Below are 19261 nucleotides of genomic sequence, written 5' to 3'. Positions count from 1 at the left end.
GTATTTTGGATATTGAAATCATCCTCGGCGTTGTGATGTTTACCGTGATTGTATTGTCACTGGTATTCATCATTCTCGGCGCCCGTGCCAAGCTGGTCAGCTCTGGTAACGTAAAAATTCTAATCAATGGCGAGAAAACCATTGAAACGGAAGCCGGTGGTAAGCTGCTGCAAACCCTGGCTGCCAACAATATTTTCCTGTCCTCTGCCTGTGGTGGCGGTGGTACCTGTGCCCAGTGTAAGTGTGTGATTAAAAGCGGTGGTGGTGAAATGCTGCCAACGGAAGAGTCCCACTTCACCAAAGGTGAGGCCCGCGAAGGCTGGCGTCTGTCTTGTCAGGCACCGGTTAAGCAGGACATGGTGATTGAAGTTCCGGAAGAAGTGTTCGGCGTTAAGAAATGGGAAACCACCGTGGTTTCCAACCCTAACGTGGCAACCTTTATTAAAGAACTGACCCTGAAGCTGCCGGAAGGCGAAAGCGTAGACTTCCGTGCCGGTGGTTACGTTCAGCTGGAATGTCCTCCGTATGAAATCAATTTCTCTGATTTCGACATACAGGAAGAATACCGTGGTGACTGGGAACGCTTTGGCTTCTTTGATCTGAAAGCGGTCAATAAAGAAGACACCATCCGTGCTTACTCCATGGCTAACTACCCGGAAGAGCGTGGTCTGGTGAAATTTAATATCCGTATTGCGACCCCACCTCCGGGCAGCAAGGGTATTAATCCGGGCATCATGTCTTCTTATGTCTTCAACCTGAAACCAGGTGACAAAGTAACCGTATACGGTCCGTTTGGTGAGTTCTTTGCCAAAGACACCGATGCCGAAATGGTGTTTATCGGTGGTGGTGCTGGTATGGCGCCGATGCGTTCACACATCTTCGATCAGCTGAAGCGTCTGGGTTCCAAGCGTAAGATCAGCTTCTGGTACGGTGCGCGTTCATTGCGTGAACTGTTCTATCAGGATGAATACGATCAGCTGGCGGCCGAGAACGATAACTTCGAATGGCATGTGGCTATGTCTGACCCGCAGCCTGAAGATAACTGGACAGGCCTGACCGGCTTTATCCATAACGTGCTGTACGAACAGTATCTGCGTGACCATCCGGCACCGGAAGACTGTGAGTTCTACATGTGTGGGCCTCCAATCATGAACCAGTCCGTGATCAACATGCTGCTGAGTCTGGGTGTTGAACCGGAAAATATCATGCTCGATGATTTCGGTGGCTGATCACCGGAACCCTGAAAAACCGCGCACAGCGCGGTTTTTTTATGCCTCAGGGAAGCAGGGCGTATAGACAGTGGTTCTTATAAGTATTTTTACTTTCACTTGTTCCTGATGGTAAATAATCTGAGGCTTGATTTTTATGGGACGCCAGTCCCTCTGTGCTTATGCTCCGTTTGCCGGGAATTCTGTACAGAAAACAGACAGACGGGATGATTTAGCGCAAGCCTTTACGTTCGCTGCGGTGCCGGAATAGCTACAATCAGGTATCATGTCACACAGATTTAACAGCCGGTCTGTATTCCGTGTTGTCTGTATATCCATAAAGAAAGAGCCTTATGAGCGATACCAATAATAAAGAAGTTGCCCCCATAAACTGGGTTCCTGCCATTATGTTCTCCGTAACGGGACTGGCCGCACTGACACTGGTGCCCTGGTACGGGATCACCTATGGCTACACGCTGGCAGCGCTGGTGTTTTATATCCTGCTGACTTCGGCAACTGAGCTTGCCATTACTGCGGGTTATCACCGTTTGTGGTCACACAATGCTTATGAAGCCCATTGGAGCCTGCGTCTCTGGTACGCGCTGTTCGGAGCCATGGCGCTGCAGAATACGATTCTGCACTGGAGTTCCGGCCACCGGGTTCACCATCGTCACGTTGATGATGTCGAGCTGGATCCGTATTCCGCCAGACGTGGTCTGTGGTTTTCTCATATGGGCTGGATGGTTCGTCAGTATAAAAGCGGTGTAGTGAATTTCGACAACGTTAAAAACCTGATGAAAGATCCGATTGTGATGTGGCAATACAAGTACTACATCCCGATCGCTCTGGGCATGAATATTGGTATTCCGGTTGCTCTGGGTCTGATTTTTGATGATCTCTGGGGCATGATCCTGCTGGCCGGTGTACTGCGCATTGTGACCACACACCACTTTACCTTCTTTATTAATTCCATCGCGCATAAGTGGGGCTCACAGCCATATACCGATGAAAACACTGCCCGCGATAATCATTTCTTTGCCTTTCTGACCTTTGGTGAGGGTTACCATAACTATCACCATATCTTTCAGACCGATTACCGTAATGGTATCAAATGGTGGCAGTGGGATCCGACAAAATGGCTGATCAAAAGCTGCTCTATGCTTGGGCTGGCGAAAAATCTGCGTGTAGTTCCGGATTTTAAAATTCAGCGTGCCAAACTGAAAATGCAGTTTAAGCGTGCTCAGGAGCGTCTGGCGAAATCGAAAAATTCCGACAAGTGGTCGCACCTGCTGGAAAAAGAATACGAAGAATTTAAAGTAATGCTGGCCGAATGGACTGAACTGCAGTCAGAAAAGTATCAGGAAACCCGTCGCCATTTGCAGGAGAAATGGGAAAAGGCAGCTCTGCATACGCGTTACAAAGAGCTGGAATACTCGCTGAAAATGCAGCAGAAGCGTCTGAAGTTATTGACGGCACAATTTACCACCGGTTAATTTTTTGACGCAATCCGTAGCGGATTAAAGGCTGTATTGTGACGAACCCTGCAGGTTTAAACTTGCAGGGTTTTTTATTGCCCCTTAATCACTGAAAATATATTTGTCAGTAATTTGAATGGTCAATAGAAAATGAAACACTTTGGTTTGTATCTGTTTGTTTTTGCGTTAACGGCGTGTGGCGGTGGTGCTGGTGACTCTTCTGATGGCGGTGATCAGGGTGGTGACCTGGGTAACGGAACTCAGGCAATTGATTGCAGTGCCGATAAAAGTCAGAACTTAAGCATTCCGGTGCCTGAATATGCCGGCAGCTTTTCTGCCTACCAGGGTGGTTATTCCGGTTTTCCTGTTGGTGGTGGACTTGACCCTGAGAATCTTGTGGGCATGGCTCAGTTGGGTATTTTGCTGATGGTGTCGGGCAGCAATGAAGGAATAATGCACCCTGGCCCGCGCTGGACTAACGAGCAAGATCAGCCAACTAAATATCTGGACTACAGCCATAATGCTGAAGGTGAAATCTGGCTTTTCACACAAGATGGCTACGATGCTGAAAACGAGCTAAGTATCCGCATGGAGCAATCTGCAAATTGTGGTTACAACGAATACCAGTATGAAGATGGCCACCTTGTGCGCGCACTCGAATCTTCGAAATACGAATGGACGCTGAAGGGCTATACCGCAGGTGTGCAGGATAGCCTGATCGAAACGCAAATCAGCGCGGACCGCAGTGGCCGCACGGTAGCTGTCAGTCTTCCAGTAGATGGCGACCATCCGTACACCATCATGACCTGGGATAGTAATGGTGAAAGCGTCCTGCTGAAATACTGTGAAACCGCAGCGGGCACTAACTGCGCATCGGCAACTGCTCCCTGACACCGGGCGCAGCTGCTTCCCTGACAGATCGGCCGATCTGTCATTGTTCAGTTTTCCGGCTTTCTGAAATACTGCGGTGATCATTCAATCACCGCAGCAGAGAGACTGTTATGTCCGAGCAACCGCACCCGCAACATCCCCCGCGCTTTGTTTATCTGGCAGAGCAGGGCCGGGGACGATCCCGCAAAATTGCCTGGGGGCTGAAGCTGCTGATGGGGAAGAAACCAAATCCTCCGGCAGAGCTGACCGACGCCGTTGCTGCCAGCTATTACCGCAGTGATGAGTTGGGTGATGCGGTCGCCGCTGAGCTTTTTGCCAATCCCGAGTTGCGTGCTGCAGGCATTCATCCGCAGCAGTTGCTGAAGAAAGCCATTCACGATGGCAGTCATATTCTCGATGACCGTACCCCCGCGCTGAAAGCGCTGCTGCAGCAGGCCGAGCAAACACCCGACTGGCTGGACGCTGACAAGCTGAGCCATGCCTGTGCCGTCATTCACCGCTGCGGCCGATTTGCTATGTACGCGCTGGGGGATTTCTCCTTACTGGGCGGTTATGCCAACAGCGATATCTCCAAGCCACTGGCTTTTACCGGCGCCCTGAGCGGCAACAGCTCGTTTGACCGAGTGTCGGAAACCACCTCGTTCTGGTTTGATGTCACCACACCGGGAGGGCTGGAGCGGGGTGCGCCTGGTTACAGCGCTGCCGTGCATGTGCGCGTCATGCATGCACTGGTACGCCGGCGTTTACTGCAACACCCGGATTGGAACAGCGAAGAGTGGGGCCTACCGATTAATCAGGGCGATGCACTGGCCACCAACGTGGCGTTTTCCATGATGATGATGACCGGCCTGAGCATGCTTGGCTGGCGTTTCAGTAACCGCGATCTGGAAGCCGTACTGCATCTGTGGCGTTATGTGGCGTATCTGATGGGCGATGATATTGAACTGTTGCCGCAAAACCGTCAGCAGGGCATCGACTGGCTGTACATCATTGCCACCGGCAGCCGGGTAAACCCGGATGCTGACAGTCGCCAGCTGGCGGCGTCTTATCTGGAAAGTTTCCGCCAGGTGCCGGGCAGCCGTTTTTATCAGTACTTTGTTTACTGGTTTCACCGCAGTTACGCGACATTTTTTATTCCCGCAGACATTCGTCGCGCACTGGATTTACCGCGTACACCTTTGCTGGGTCTGTTGCCATTACTGCAGTTTCCGTTCTTGCGTCTGGCCGACATCATGGCGCGGGTTTCACCACGCTTTGACCGCTGGCTGCAGCAGTATGGCCGTAAGGGGCAGGCTTATATTGTGAACAGCAGGTTGCAGGGGCGGGCTGTCAGTTTTGCGGATAAGAAAACACTCACCCGCTGATTTTATACCGTTATCCATATGTGCCTGATGTTTTCAGCTGGTGTGTATTCAGTCGCCCGTTCAGGGGGCTGATGGGACACTCCGTATTGGTGGTGTTGGTGTGAAGAAGCGGCAAAACAGGGTAGTATTGCCGCCGGTTAATCGCGTATAAACGCCAACGAACACCCAATACCAGGAGGCCCTGATGGCAAATGTAGTAATTACCGGTGCAAACCGGGGAATTGGTCTGGAGCTGGCGAAGCTGTATGCCGCCCGCGGGGATTCCGTGACCGGTGTTTGCCGTGAAACCAGCGATGAGCTGGAAGATATTGCCGATCAGGTCATCAGTGGTATTGATCTGACCAACGATGAAAGCATTTTTGCGGTCACCAGTATTCTTGAACAATTACTGGAAGGCGAGCTGGATATTCTGATCAATAATGCTGGTCTGTTCTGTAACGAAACTCTGGAAGAAATGAATTTCGATACCATTCAGCAGCAGCTGGATATTAATGCTATTGTGCCGCTGAAACTGACCTGCGCTTTACTGCCATTTATGGGCGAAGGCAGCAAAATCGCCAATATTACCAGTCGTATGGGCTCTATTGCCGATAACACCTCCGGCAGTTATTACGGTTACCGCGCCTCCAAAGCAGCTCTTAATGCTTTTGGTAAATCGCTGGCCGTTGATCTGGAGCCGCGCGGCATCGCTGTAGCGCAGCTGCATCCGGGGTTTGTTCAGACCCGTATGGTTGGCTTTAATGGTGATATTACTCCGGCGCAGGCGGCAGAAGGTCTGGCAGCCCGTATTGATGAGCTGAATCTGTCCAACACGGGTGGTTTCTGGCATTCCAATGGCCAGCCCCTTCCCTGGTAACAACAGCGCATATTGATTCTGCTTTCTGCCGATATGGCAGAAAGCACACACAAATAACAGGAACAGAACATGTCTAACCGTCGTATCACCAAGAAATTCCACAGTCGTTATCTGGCCGATTTTTTTGTTGAATGCAGCCAGGACCCGGAATGGGAAAAGAAACTGCGTGAACTGAAAATCGAAGACAAGCTGAACACCGTTGAAGCAGGTTTTCCGGCAGACTTTGCTGAGATTTTCCCGGAAACTCAGGGTCTGAACCTGCAGTACTGTATTGAGCGTATTACCCTGGCCGATGTACCCCGTGCAGCTTCCTGCTGGTGGCCAACCGATGAGAACACGCATTTTTATATGGCTTATCCGGCCGAATTCCCGCAAAGCTCCATCTATATGGCCATCGATTTTCCGGATGGTCATGAGAACTGCTGCGGCTGAGCAGGGTTTAACAGAGCGATGACTGTTTCAGTCACAGAGCCGGGCGCCATTAACGCAGACGTTTTAAAAGAACGTCTGCGTGCGCAGCGTGATCTGTTGAATGAGCTGCATTCGACCCGTCTGCACCGGGCATTAAGCTGGTTGCAGGCGGCACAGGCACAACAGGACGATGATGATCTCCGTTTTATCAGTGGCTGGATCGCCTTCAGTGCCTGTTGTTCGGTGGATGTTGGCGGTCAGCCGCTGGAAGATCAGCACGCCGTACAGCGTTTTGTGCAGCAGCTGGTCAGTTTTGATCAGCACAACAAAATCTACCATTGCCTCTGGCATCAGTATTCCGGGCCGGTTAAAGCCCTGCTGAAAAACCCTTTTGTGTTTGCGCCGTTCTGGGTCAGCCAGCGCGCCGGTAATGATGACTGGCGTAAAGCCTTTGATGAATCCTCAGTTGCCGCGCTGAATTGCTTAAGCCGCAAAAAAGTCCCCGAATTACTCACCATCGTACTCGACCGATTATTCGTTCTGCATAATCAGGTGGTGCGTGGCGGTGCGACTTATAAAAGCCGGGTTAACCGCGAGCAGGTAATCGACGGCGCCAATCTTCTGCAGACGCTGGTGCCGGTGTTTGTCGATATAATGCTGGAAGCCCAGCATCAGGACTGGGGCGAGTTAGCCTATCCGGTGGTCAGCAGCCCGGCCCCTTAATATTCTTTCTCCGTTATTCGTAAAGGACTCTATGAAATATCCGGATCTGTTTTTTAAACTCCCTCTGCTTGTTTTCGTATTTCTGTTGTCGGCCTGTGCTGCTCCGATGAATCAGCATATTAGCTATGACGCAGCTGAGCAGGCGCAAGCGCCGGTGGATGGTCGCCTGATCATCAAATCCGCATCGATGACCTTGGTAGTTGACGATATTGCCGCTGCATCTGGGGGTGTTAAGGCGGTACTGAACGAGGCTGAAGGGTATGTCGATTCGTCTTACGATGAAGGCGATAAAACCCGTCGTCTGTCGCTGCGTGTACCTGAGGTTCAGTTTGATAAAACCGTTCAGCGTCTGGGTACTCTGGGAGAGGTCAGCGATCAGAATATCCGCACTCAGGATGTCACCAGCGAAATTGTTGATTATGAAGCCAGACTGGCCAACCTGATTGCCCTGCGTGAACGCATGAAAGTGCTGCTCAACCGGGCAGAAAAGATCGAAGATATTCTGGTGATTGAAAAAGAAATCAGCCGCCTGCAGACTGAAATTGATACCTATGAAGGCCGCCGCAAAGTCCTGCGCCAGCAGGTCGCGCTGTCGGAAATCCGCGTAACGCTGGAAAAGAAAGTGACTCTGGGGCCGCTGGGTTATATCGGCTGGGGTTTGTATTGGGCTGTCGGTAAATTATTTGTGATTGAATAAAAAAGATAAACCGCTGCGGCTTGCCGCAGCGGTTTTTTTATTCAGCTGACAAAAGTCACTGCATCCTGCAGTGCAGCACGGTCGGTGCGGGTTTTATTGGCGTCGGCATTTTCATCGGCATAACCGAACGACATACCGAACAGCACACCACGGCCTTGCGGTAATTCAAGGAATTCACGCACCGGCTGCGGGAATTGTCCCAGCGCACCCTGCATACAGCTGTCGATACCGCGTTCTTTCAGCAGCAGTGTTAACGTCTGCGCATAAATCCCCACATCAACCGCACCCATAATATCGAGATAGGTATCCATGGTGAAAAAAGCCACGTGCGGTGCATCAAAAAATGCCCAGTTACGCAGCATCGCCATGTTGCGTTTCATCTTGTCTTCACGGGCAATACCCATCGAGCTGTACAGAGCATTGGCTGAACCGAACTGGCGCTCGCGGTGAATGCCTTCATAAGCGACCTTCCAGTTAAAGTCCGGCTCCGGTTGCTGTTGCTTCATGACCGTACCGATTAACAGGTTTTTCAGCTGATCTTTTTTCGCACCGGATACCACATAGGTCTGCCAGGGCTGAACATTACAGTTGGATGGCGCGCGCTGAGCGGCGGTAAATACTTCTTCGAGGATGCTTTGCTCGACCGAATCTTTTTTAAAAGCACGGACAGAGTAGCGGGAATTAAGGATTTCGCTCAGGGACATCGTTCAGTCTCTTATTATCAGTAAACAGATGAACCCGATGTTAGCAGTGAACGCGTTTTCCGGGCAGGGCAGATGTGCCAGAAAAGGAGTCAGATAAAGACAGTAACTGAGAGGGAGCTGCAGGGTAAGGCGGAGAGCAGGGGGGGATGATAACGGAAAAGCCTACGGCGGCGCAGTGCCGCCGCAGGCCTTATTTTTTATGCTTCAGGGCAGCGGCTCAGAGACTGGCCTGCAGTGCCTGAATAAAACGCTGCTGCAGGGCTGCATCGCGGTTGCCACTGGCATTCAGCCAGCGTTCAACCAGTTGTTGACGTTCCTGCGCCGGGGTCAGACCTTTACCTAAGCCTTCGGCCAGACGCTGAACCTGCAGTGCCATACGGCGTGCTTTATCGGCGTCGGCACTGTCGCTGTCGGCCAGAATTTCCATCAGGATGCATAAATCCTGCGCGCTCTCATCGGCTTTGCTGCTGTTTTCACGGGCCTGACTGAACAGTGCTTCGTCGTAGCCCTGTGGCAGGGCAGCACTGCTGGCTTCTGCCCATTGTGCATCGTCGGCGCCGAGGTTCTGCAGACGGCTGATCAGGCCGGCCCAGCGTGCCTGTTCAGCCTGTTTCTGCTGCTGCTGGCGCAGGTCCTGCAGTTGCTGCTCGTGGTCCTGCAGCTGTTTGCTCAGGCGCTGATGGGCGCTGCGCGGCAGCTCCAGTGCTGAGAACTGTTGTTTGATGTCGGCCAGGGCTTCACGCAGTTGTGGTAATTGCGCTTCGCTGGCACCGTTCAGCAGTTCAGCGGCCTGTTGCACCAGTGCCTCAGCGTTGCTGATAACCTGTTCGAGCTGTGCCTTACGTTCGGCTTTGCTTTCGTCCAGACGGGCAAACACCGCATCGCAGTGGCTGCGGAACTGCTTCCACAGTTTCTGATCCGGATTACGGGGCGTTACGCCAATCGCTTTCCATTGCTGTTGTAGCTGTTTGACCTGATCAATGGCGCCGCTCAGATCGTCCTGCTCAATCAGTGCTGCGGCATTATCTACCAGTGCCTGTTTGGCCTGCAGATTGCGGTCATATTCGGCTTTCAGGTGACCATAAATGGCATCACAGGCCTGCTGGAAAGCTTCCTGAGTGCTCTTGTGGGCATTACGTTCTACCGGTGAATACTGGCGGAAGGTTTCACGCGCGGCATCCAGTGTTTTCTGCACGGTTTTCCAGTCGGCGTTGCTCCAGTCCATCGCCGCTTCGTAGCTGAGCAGCTCCGCAGTCAGTTGCTGGCGCAGCTCAACGTTACGATTACGCTGTTCGGCAATGGCGGCAAAATGGGCACGGCAGGGCTCGAAAGCCTGATCGCCGGCGGCCTGAAAACGCTCCCACAGTGCCTGATCGGCCGGTGCGTGGCCGAGGGTTTTCCACTCTTCCTGCAGGGCGTGAATTTTGTCGGCCAGAATACCGGCATCAATATCGGCATTGATCAGGGCTTCCATGGCACTGACCAGCGCTTCTTTTTTCGGTGTGGTGGCAAAGCCCTGCCAGTCGCGCATTTCCTGCAGACGGGCGCTGAGGCTGCGGTACTGACGCTGAGCGCTTTGCGCAGCCTGGCTGTCTACCTGACGCAGATTCTGCTGTACCTGCTGACTGAGGCGACCGGCGTCTTTCAGCTGACCATCGTTCAGCGCCTGTTCCAGTGCACTCAGCTGCTGGTCGAGGGTATTCAGCCGCGCCTGTTGCTGCTGTTGCAGCTGCGCCAGTGCCGCTTCGGCCTGCTGCTGTTTGTTGTGAATGGCATTCAGCCAGGCCGGGGCCGGTAAGGCTTGTGGCCAGGCCAGTTGCTTCAGCCATTGCTGGGCCTGCTTGGCGGTATTTTTCAGGCCGTTCATATCATCGGCTAAGGCTGTATCCAGCCACTTCTGCAGTCTTTCCTGCTGCGCGCTGTAATGCTGATTGGCCGATTGCAGCGCCAGTAACTGTTGCAGCTGATTTTCAAAGCGGCGTGCCTGTTCTGCGGCGGGTTTGTGCTGATGAAAGGCCTGATCCCAGTCCTGCTGCAGCTGCTGTAAGGCGGCGCTGATATCTGTTTGTGGCTCAGCGGCGGCATCTTCAGCCAGCTGACTCAGGCGCTGCAGCAGTTGTTCCTGCTGGCTTGCGGCTTCGCTGGCAGCAGCACGGGCGGCCGCCTGACGCTGTTCTTCTTCGGCGTGGGCGCTGAGCAGGGCATTGGCCTGAGCCAGTTCGGCATTGATGCTGGCGGCAGTTGTGGTGTCAGCCTGAGCCTGCAGTTCCTGCCATTGTTTGTTCAGCAGTTGCAGCTTGCCGTTAAATTCCGGGTGATAGCCGACCTTGTTCAGATATTTCGCCTGCGCCAGCAGGTTATCGATGGCATCGGTCTGCGCCTGACGTTCCTGTTGTACGGCTTTGTGAGCGGCCAGGCGGTCTTTGCACAGACGGTAAATCGCTTTGTCTTTGCCCTGAGCGTGATCCAGTAATTGCTGCAGCAGTTCCGGGCTGTCGATGCCTTCAGCGGCGGCCAGACGCACTTTGGCAACGGCGTGGGTACGCGCCAGTTGCAGGCGTTCCTGTTCGTCGCTGATGCGGGCAATGGCTTGCAGACGCAGTTCGTTGTCGTCGGTCAGGCCGGCAATCTGCACTAACAAACGCGAATCCTGAATCTGGCTCAGGTCGTTGTTGGCTGGCAGCAGCTGGGTCAGCAGACGGCTGCGGGCGGCCTGGCGCACATCGTCACGGGCGCTGTGCAGCAGTTGCTCAAGGGCGCTGTGCTGATCAATGCGGGCAATGGCCAGCTGACGCAGCTCAGCCTGGGATTCGTTGTTAACGAAGGTGATCAGTTGGTCGGGTGATTTAAGATCCTGCAGCGCCTGTCGGCGTACTTCGGGGTTTGCATCCTGCCACTTCTCAATCCGTACTTTGGGTCTGAAAAACTTCTTGAATAACGCCATCGGGATTCCGTCCAAACTGTCACAAAAAAAAGCGCGGTCATTGTACCCTTCGCACCTGAATAGGGAAGGGCTGTTATTCGCAGAAAGCGCGCTCAGTGGCGCAAGACGATTGAAAACAGCTGTGATAAAGTTCAGCCCGGTCGGTTGCCTTATGGTTGGCACGGCTGTGGCACAAGGCGTTGTCGGCATTAAAGGACGTGCACCGCGCAGGCATCGCTGGTTAAAACAATAAGAAAATCACCTCGGGGTATCGCATGAAATCCATCCAACTGTTGCTGATGATCAGCCTGCTGGCTTTAACTGGCTGTGCATCTATGGGCGTTGGCTCGCGTCCGCTGTCGGAGCTGACCCAGAACTACACCAACGAACAATCCAAATTTTTAGCGGTCGATGATCTGGTGATCCATTACCGCGATGAAGGCCAGGGCCCGGTGCTGGTATTGCTGCACGGCGTGGCGTCATCACTGCACACCTGGGATGGCTGGGTGGATGAACTGAAAGGCAGCTACCGCATTATCCGCCTGGATCTGCCGGCTCATGGTCTGACCGGCCCGGACCCGAAGATGGAGCGCTATAACATCGGCTATATGGTCGACAAGCTGGATAAATTCCTGAACAAACTGGGCGTGAACAAGATGTCTCTCGCCGGTAACTCGCTGGGTGGTTATATCAGCTGGAATTATGCGCTGCACCGTCCTGACCGGGTGGAAAAACTGATTCTGCTGGATTCCGCCGGTTATCCGCAGGACATGCCGTTTATTATGGATTTTGCTTCCTGGCCGCTGATCGGCGAGATGAGCACCCTGATGATGCCACGCTTTATGGTGGGTATGAATGTACGTGCGGCTTACGGCGATGACAGCAAGGTCGACGACAAACTGGTTCACCGTTATCACGACCTGACCCTGCGTCCGGGTAACCGTAAAGGGCTGGTGAATGTATTCCGTACCATGAAAGAGCAGAGCGATAACCCGCATCTGGGTGATCGGGTGGCAGAGATCCGTGTACCAACCCTGCTGATCTGGGGCGAAGAAGACGAGTGGGTACCGCTGGATATTATGGAGCGTTTCCGCCGTGATCTGGCCAATGTCAGTGTGATTACCTACGAAGGCGTCGGCCATATGCCGATGGAAGAGCTGCCGGTGCAGAGCGCCCGCGATGCACGCAGCTTCCTGCAGACCGGCAAAATCTTTACCCTGCCGGCAGCAACCGCAAGCGGCGACTGAGGTTTCAGGCGCCTCGGGCCTGTCGACACTCAGTAAACCGGACCTGCTGAGAGCCAGTTTTTCTCAGAGCAAGGAGAGAGGAGTGATATTGTCAGGAACATCCATGTTCCTGACCCTGCGGGCTTCGCGCCCATCTGCTCCGGGCTGATGGGTAGCGGGCTAAATGAATGACGAGCGACGACGTTTATGGGGAAAACTGGCCTCAGCCCGAAGGGTTACGGCTAAAAATTCCTCATCCAGCGTTGCTGTTCGTTTGCTTAACCCGTTAGGCCACACTCTCAGCGCCTTGTTTGAGAAATTTTTAGCCAATAACAGGCCTGTTTAATGAGTATTGACAGGCCCTAGGAACAAAGAGTGTGAATACGATTGTCTGGTACGACTACGAAACCTTTGGCGCCAGTCCGGCCTGGGATCGCCCGGCACAGTTTGCCGCGATCCGTACGGATGAAGACCTGAATGAAATTGAAGAACCCATCGAGCTGTTCTGTAAGCAGAGCGACGATTACCTGCCGCATCCGCAGGCGGTGCTGATTACCGGCATCGTACCGCAGGATTGTCAGAGCAAAGGTCTGAGCGAAACCGATTTTATCGGTCGCATTAACGACGTATTCAGCCGGCCTGGTACCTGCAGCGCCGGCTATAACAGCATTCGTTTTGACGATGAATTTACCCGTTACGGCCTGTACCGTAATTTTTATGACCCTTACGCCCGTGAGTGGCAGGGCGGTAATTCGCGCTGGGACTTACTCGATGTGGTGCGTTGCGCCTATGCCTTGCGCCCCGAGGGTATTGTCTGGCCGGAGCATGACGACGGCCGTAAAAGCTTTAAGCTCGAGCACCTGACCGCGGCCAACGGCCTGGATCATGGTAAGGCGCACGATGCGGTCTCCGATGTGCGTGCCACCATTGCGCTGGCGTGTTTGATTAAAGATAAGCAGCCTAAACTGTATCGCTACCTCTATGGTCTGCGGCAGAAAGCCCAGGTCGGCGCGCTGGTGGATGTGCTTAACCATAAACCGCTGGTGCATATTTCCGGTATGTTTCCGGTTGAGCAGGGTTGTATGGCGGTGGTTGTACCGCTGTGCTGGCACCCGAGCAATAAAAACTCCTTTATTGCCTTCGACCTGCATCAGGACCCAACGCCACTGTTTGAATTAAGTGCCGAAGAAATACAGCAGCGGGTGTTTACCCGCACCGCCGATATGCCTGAGGGTATGAGCCGCCTGCCGCTGAAAGAAATTCATATCAATAAAGCGCCGGTGCTGGCGCCGGCCAATACCCTGACACCGGATCAGGCAGCGCGCTGGAACCTGAGCGGTGAAACCCTGCGCCGTCATCTGGCGCAGATTAAAAACGGTGCCGATTTAACTGCCAAGCTGCATCAGGTCTTCAGCGGCCGTGAATTTGCGCCGGCGACCGATGTCGACAGCCAGCTGTACGATGCGTTTTTCCCATCCGCCGATAAGCAGGCAATGCAGACCGTGCATGAATTATCGCCCTGGGATCTTGCCGACTGGCCGGCACCATTTAAGGATCGCCGTGGCGAGGAAATGCTGTTCCGTTACCGTGCGCGTAATTTTCCCGATACTCTCAACGAGGCCGAACGTGAGCGCTGGGAGCAGCATCGTATGGCGCGTCTGATGCACACTGACCCGGCCTCACCGGTGATGAATTACGAGCGCTTTGCCCGTGAACTGCAGCTGGCGGCACAACAGGTAGCCGATGACCCGGTTAAACTGCAGTGGATTCAGGATCTGCAGGTGTATGCCGAGTCGATTTATCCTTACGATGCGTACTGACTGAGCTGTGCTTTCAGCCAATAAAAAAACGCTGTGCTGATTTTTGGTACGGCGTTTTTTTTAACCTTTTAATGGGTATCTATTGGCAATTATTGCCTTTTGTTACTGCTTCCGGCATAGCACTATTGCTTAAAAATCACTGGATAAAATCAGTATTTTTCCGCAGACAAAAAATACGTACGACCTTGGTTTAATTTTAAGACTAAGGTGGTGTGCACTGCTATCGCTAATGCTTTCTTCATTCTTTAATGTCCGCGCTCTGATAACTCATAACAGACGCAAACAACAATAAACGAGGAAGAGAGCACTTATGCAAATGCAGCAACGTACGCCGGGAGGCGAACAACCGTACTGGCCTGCCGGACCGTTTAAGATCCGACTGCCTTTTGTTCATTATCGCTGGGAAATGGCTGAAACCATTCAGGGGCTGGTAATGTTTGTGGTTGGTCTGGCCATGATTCCATTGCTGGAAAAATATCTGGGCATGCCGTATGAAGCGGCTCTGGCTTTTACCTTTATTGCGGGCCTTGGCTATATTCTGCCGGCTTTGCTGGGTGTACCTCTGGTTCCGGGCTGGATTACGCCGGCGATTCCGGTGGTTATTCTGTTTCTGAACGGCTTTGAACCAGGCCCGGATGCTATTAAAGCGTTATTTGCTTTGCAGATTGAAGTGACGCTGATCTTCCTGATTCTCGGTCTGACCGGCTGGGGTTCAAAACTGGTTCAGGTGATTCCTAACTCCCTGAAGTCGGGCATTATTATCGGTGCCGGTATTGCCGCCTTAATGGGCGAATTAAAAACCGGTGGCCGTGTGGATGCGACACCGATTTCGCTGATTATCGGTTCCGTTGTTTCAGCCTATGTGCTGTTTTCCCTGTCGTTTAAAAACGTCGTTGAACAGTCAGCCATTGCCCGTCGTATTGCTAACTTCGGTATGGTGCCGGGCATGATTATCGCCATGATTGTCGGCTGGATTGTGGGTGAATATCCGCTGCCGGATATCCAGTGGGGTATCACTCAGCCAGACTTCGCTCTGATGGCTAATTACCTGACCTTTGCTGTTGGCTTCCCGGGCTGGGATGTTTTCCTGCTGGCCATTCCAACTGCGTTAATTGCGTACGTGATTGCCTTTGGTGACATCATTGTTGGTTTTACTCTGGTTGAGCGTATCGACAAGGTCCGTACTGACGAAAAAATTGAAACCAACGTTGACCGCGTGCACGTTGTTACCGCGATCCGTAATGGTATTCATGCCTTCTTCGCTCCGTGGCCGGGTCTGGCTGGTCCGCTGTGGACGGCTGCACACGCAACCGTAGCCGAGCGTTATGCCATGGGCCGTAAAGCGATGGATTCTATCTACAGTGGTGGTGGTACCTTCTGGCTGACCGGTTTACTCGCGCTGTTCTGTCTGCCACTGGTGACCATGTTTAAACCGGTACTGCCGATTGCCCTGTCACTGACGCTGATCCTGACCGCTTATATCTGCATCATGGTGGGTATGGAGCAACTGCGTAATCCAACCGAGCGCGGTGTGGCCGGTATTGTGGCGGTAACTCTGGCGATGCCGGATCCTAAATCCACCGTGTATGCGGTCATTATCGGTCTGCTGCTGTACTTCCTGATTGAGCGCCCAAGACTGATGGGCAAGCATAAAACGGAAGACGAATTTATGTTCGCCGACCCGCAGGAAAGCACCGAAAGTAAATAAGTATTTATTGATGTGCCGAAAAGCCCCGCTCATTGGAGTGGGGCTTTTTATTTTCGCGCTACTGTTCTGACTGATAAAGGCGGCTGATTATTTTGCCGCAGAACGGCTGATTATTTTGCCGCAGAACGGCTGATTTCAATCAGCTCCTGCTCGCCAGGAAAATCCGGTATTAACCAGATTTTTTCAAAACAATGGTGGGGCAGTTTCAGATGGCGGACGATGGGTAAAAAATCATCGCGGTTCCACAGCGGACTGGCATTGCGGATGACCAGCCAGACGCGTTTGGAGTGATAACGCTTGCGCGCTTTATTCACCAGAATACGGTTAAGTGCAGTGTGCAGTTTACGGCCGCTTTCCAGACTGGCGAGGTCGGCGAGATAACTCCACAGATGGTCATCGCCATGGTAGTGATTATGATCGGTTTCCCGCGGGTGGTCGCCAGAGGCAATGCGGGCTTCATTCTCGCTGGCATATAAATGTGCGATTTCCAGATCCAGCGCTTCGCCCTGTAAATAACAGGAAATATCCGGCTTGGCCGGTTCGTTATGCCAGATATGACGGATTGGCTGATGAAATTCCCGCTCATAGGCCCGCATAAAGAGCTTGGCCGCATCACGTTCCAGCCGGCGCTTCTCCGTATCGGAGTGACTTAACGGTTTACCGTCCTGGGTGTGGTGAATATCTGAGGTCATAAAGGCTCCGTCTGACGCCATCGCAGCAGGCCGGAAAGCGCCCCTGTCTGCACCCCCGGCCTTCGCGTATGATAATCAATGTTTATCTTCCGCAAAGAATACTATGCCTGAGTTATCTGTTGATGTGTTGCTTTTGTTAGCGCTGGTGGCCGGTGCGGCGGGTTTTATTGATGCCATTGCCGGAGGAGGCGGGCTGCTGACCATCCCGGCCCTGCTGGTTGCCGGGCTGAATCCGGTGCAGGCGATTGCCACCAATAAGCTGCAGGCGTGCTTTGGCAGCTTTACCGCAACCCGGTTTTTTATCCGTGAAGGGTTGGTAAATCCCGGCAGGCAGCGCTGGAGTATTGCCCTGACCGCAGCAGGGGCGGCGGCGGGTGCTGTGGCTGTGCAGTGGTTCGACAGCGCCTTGCTGGTTGCGGTTATGCCCTATGCCTTAATCATGATTGCTCTTTATTTACTGCTGGCACGTAAAGCAGGAGAACAGGAAACAGACGCAAGGCTGAGCGCCGGGCAATTTAACGCCAGTGCGGTTCCGGCCGTTGGCTTTTATGATGGTTTTTTCGGGCCGGGTACCGGCACCTTTTTCACCCTGGGTTATTGTCAGCTGCGTGGCATGAATATGCTGCAGGCCACTGCACATGCCAAACTCCTGAATTTCACCACTAATGTTGTTTCACTGTTGATTTTTATTTTATCGGGTCAGATCGCATGGATAGTCGGTTTAAGCATGGCGCTGGGGCAGGCGCTGGGCGCTCGTCTGGGGGCGGCAACGGCGGTACGGCGCGGCGTGGTGTTTGTCCGTCTGATGACCGTTGCTGTATGCATTGCCATGAGCATCAGCCTGTTGCTTAAGAATGGCTAGGGCCTGTGATTAGCCAGGCCCTGAAATCAAGAGGGAAGTGGAGGCGTTGTGGATGGTCACACTGCACTGACCTGTACTGGAAATTCTCTTGAAATTAACAGATGTAACTATTAATGTGGCCGGCGCCAACAATGACGTGGCGTAATGAGATCAGGGATGTCGATGAAAAACTTACCATTTCTTGCCGTAACAATGCTGCTGTCTTTATGTTATGCGACAACGGCTTTGAGTGAAAATAAGCGCTTTGATCATTCACTGGTTCCCTCTTATCTGGTTGCTCTTGGTGCATCTTTCGATCGTATAAAAAATACCCCCATAGTTCAGCGCTGCCTGACCCAGAATCCAGATGATATGGTATCTGCGAATATCGAGTTAAATCGTGAAATGCGGAAAGATATTGCTGTTGTTGAGAACGCCGATGAATTATTTCAGTTTATTTCCTGGGATTTTAACGGGGATGATCCGAGTGGCTATCTGCTAAATGATGGCCCGCTCTATTTCGATACTACAGAAGTGGCGGCTGACGGTGAGGACTATCCAGGTATTATCGTTGGAAGGTTCTTAAAACCTGTATATGAATTAATATCAAAGCCAATTAATGCATTGTCTGATTTAAATGATTCCTCTTTGGCAGTGTATTCCAATGGGCTTGCTCCTTTCCGTGATCGTTGCGGGGATGGTTACATTTCCAGGATACAGATGGGAATACAGGCTGGTTTTCGGATAAAAGTGTTATCGGTTGAAGGATCATCTGTTGTCAGTAAAGCCGACGTTGTCCGGTTATCTGAAAGTCTGTCTGAGATAATGGATGGCAATATCACTGATATCGAAAAGCAGGATATGCTTTCAAAGCATAAAAAATATCAATTGGGATTTTCTATTAGTACCAGTGGGTTAAACCCAGGTCCTGACTTCAGCGTAATTGTGCTGAGCCTTGGTGAATTTATAGACTTTGTTAACGGATTGTATAATGACAGCTATTATTCTCCTATTCCGGTTTATACTTTTGTCAGTGATTACCCATTTGAAACATTATCTGTTGAAAGTGAGCGTCGTAATTACACACGCTGGCTGCAGGTGCAATCTTCTCTTGAGAAGCGTTGCAGTCGCTTCTGGGGGATGGGGAATGACTGGTGGCTGCACCGCCAACTGGCGAATAATCTTCTGGACAATGGTACAGCAATCGAAGATTCATGCCGTGCGGCTTTTGATCTTGCTAAAGAAAAAACTGCCCAGTGTTCAGATGCCGATAAATTTGCTTTATGTGACGCGCCGGTATCTCAGGCCTGCACGTATCAGGGAATGGCGTGTTCTGAGATTATGGATGGATCGCTGATTCCTGAGTGGATGCCGGTAACTGTTCATAAGCGTTACGCTAAACGGTTCCGGTCGGGAAAAACCCATGTCCGTAAAGTTACCTTGTGTTTACCTGAGGACGCTGTATTTGATATCAGTCGCAGTGATTCCGGATACCACAGAACGTCAAATCATAAGAATTACCGGCATAGCCATGTTCAGCTGTCTCACCGTTGCTCTGAGACAACGTTCAGAATTAAGAAGAAAAAAGGCATTAATTTCAGCTCAGATATTTATTTATATGGTCTGAAAGCCAATCCTACAGCGATACTCGATGAGTTCTGAAGTCCTGGCTGACAGCCGGTTTCTCTGTTGCTCAGTGAGCTAAAAGCAGGCGGTTGGGGC

16 protein-coding genes are annotated in these 19261 nt (G+C 52.3%); 13 read left to right on the top strand and 3 right to left on the bottom strand.

Going from position 1 to position 19261, the window contains the following annotated elements:
• Positions 1-5 precede the first annotated feature (5 nt).
• The 8 genes from nqrF (at position 6) to MT343_RS11435 (ending at position 7625) form a co-directional block, all read left to right on the top strand.
• A complete protein-coding gene (nqrF, locus tag MT343_RS11470; RefSeq protein ID WP_145470451.1) occupies positions 6-1229 on the top strand; it encodes an NADH:ubiquinone reductase (Na(+)-transporting) subunit F in 1224 nt (407 codons plus the stop codon).
• Positions 1230-1561: 332 nt separating this feature from the next.
• Positions 1562-2701 (top strand): acyl-CoA desaturase, encoded by a 1140-nt coding sequence (locus MT343_RS11465; RefSeq protein WP_145470452.1) that lies wholly within the window; start codon positions 1562-1564, stop codon positions 2699-2701.
• A gap of 147 nt (positions 2702-2848) precedes the next feature.
• Positions 2849-3574 carry a hypothetical protein gene (locus MT343_RS11460; protein ID WP_145470454.1) on the top strand — a complete coding sequence of 242 codons (726 nt, stop codon included), beginning with the start codon at positions 2849-2851 and terminating at the stop codon, positions 3572-3574.
• A 110-nt stretch (positions 3575-3684) separates the two neighbouring features.
• Positions 3685-4938, top strand: coding sequence for an oxygenase MpaB family protein (locus MT343_RS11455; protein WP_145470455.1), 1254 nt, complete (start codon positions 3685-3687; stop codon positions 4936-4938).
• A 184-nt stretch (positions 4939-5122) separates the two neighbouring features.
• A complete protein-coding gene (locus MT343_RS11450; protein WP_145470457.1) occupies positions 5123-5794 on the top strand; it encodes an SDR family oxidoreductase in 672 nt (223 codons plus the stop codon).
• A 69-nt stretch (positions 5795-5863) separates the two neighbouring features.
• The gene (locus tag MT343_RS11445; protein ID WP_145470459.1) at positions 5864-6226 is read left to right on the top strand and encodes a hypothetical protein; all 363 of its coding nucleotides are present in this window, start codon (positions 5864-5866) and stop codon (positions 6224-6226) included.
• Between the two features lie 18 nt (positions 6227-6244).
• Positions 6245-6928: a hypothetical protein gene (locus MT343_RS11440; RefSeq protein WP_145470460.1), complete on the top strand. Its 684-nt coding sequence runs from the start codon at positions 6245-6247 to the stop codon at positions 6926-6928.
• A gap of 106 nt (positions 6929-7034) precedes the next feature.
• Entirely contained in the window at positions 7035-7625 is a 591-nt protein-coding gene (locus MT343_RS11435) for a DUF4349 domain-containing protein (protein WP_186436013.1), read from the top strand.
• Positions 7626-7666: 41 nt separating this feature from the next.
• Here the strand turns inward: MT343_RS11435 and MT343_RS11430 are convergent, their stop codons facing one another.
• Both MT343_RS11430 and MT343_RS11425 read right to left on the bottom strand, forming a co-directional pair.
• Complete coding sequence (locus MT343_RS11430; protein WP_145470463.1) at positions 7667-8329, bottom strand: nitroreductase family protein; 663 nt, start codon at positions 8327-8329, stop codon at positions 7667-7669.
• Between the two features lie 217 nt (positions 8330-8546).
• A complete protein-coding gene (locus MT343_RS11425; RefSeq protein WP_186436014.1) occupies positions 8547-11273 on the bottom strand; it encodes a DUF349 domain-containing protein in 2727 nt (908 codons plus the stop codon).
• A gap of 254 nt (positions 11274-11527) precedes the next feature.
• Between MT343_RS11425 and MT343_RS11420 the strand changes: the two genes are divergently transcribed.
• The 3 genes from MT343_RS11420 to MT343_RS11410 all read left to right on the top strand — a co-directional run bounded on the left by MT343_RS11420 (position 11528) and on the right by MT343_RS11410 (position 16006).
• Positions 11528-12499 carry an alpha/beta fold hydrolase gene (locus MT343_RS11420; protein ID WP_145470467.1) on the top strand — a complete coding sequence of 324 codons (972 nt, stop codon included), beginning with the start codon at positions 11528-11530 and terminating at the stop codon, positions 12497-12499.
• Positions 12500-12855: 356 nt separating this feature from the next.
• Positions 12856-14298 carry an exodeoxyribonuclease I gene (sbcB, locus tag MT343_RS11415; protein WP_145470468.1) on the top strand — a complete coding sequence of 481 codons (1443 nt, stop codon included), beginning with the start codon at positions 12856-12858 and terminating at the stop codon, positions 14296-14298.
• Positions 14299-14608: 310 nt separating this feature from the next.
• Positions 14609-16006 (top strand): solute carrier family 23 protein, encoded by a 1398-nt coding sequence (locus tag MT343_RS11410; RefSeq protein ID WP_145470470.1) that lies wholly within the window; start codon positions 14609-14611, stop codon positions 16004-16006.
• A 110-nt stretch (positions 16007-16116) separates the two neighbouring features.
• Here the strand turns inward: MT343_RS11410 and MT343_RS11405 are convergent, their stop codons facing one another.
• On the bottom strand, positions 16117-16698 hold the full coding sequence (locus MT343_RS11405; protein ID WP_145470472.1) for a hypothetical protein: 582 nt from the start codon (positions 16696-16698) through the stop codon (positions 16117-16119).
• A gap of 103 nt (positions 16699-16801) precedes the next feature.
• On the opposite strand from MT343_RS11405, the gene MT343_RS11400 reads away from it, so the two are divergent.
• Positions 16802-17560 carry a TSUP family transporter gene (locus MT343_RS11400; protein ID WP_145470474.1) on the top strand — a complete coding sequence of 253 codons (759 nt, stop codon included), beginning with the start codon at positions 16802-16804 and terminating at the stop codon, positions 17558-17560.
• Positions 17561-17722: 162 nt separating this feature from the next.
• The gene (locus tag MT343_RS11395; RefSeq protein ID WP_145470476.1) at positions 17723-19201 is read left to right on the top strand and encodes a hypothetical protein; all 1479 of its coding nucleotides are present in this window, start codon (positions 17723-17725) and stop codon (positions 19199-19201) included.
• Positions 19202-19261 lie beyond the last annotated feature (60 nt).

Source organism: Venatorbacter sp. C2-1 (genome assembly GCF_022832715.1).
Taxonomy (GTDB): Bacteria; Pseudomonadota; Gammaproteobacteria; order Pseudomonadales; family Oceanobacteraceae; genus Venatoribacter; species Venatoribacter alkanivorans.
The sequence above is the reverse complement of the archived record's forward strand: the minus strand, read 5'-3'. Positions and strand labels throughout refer to the sequence as shown.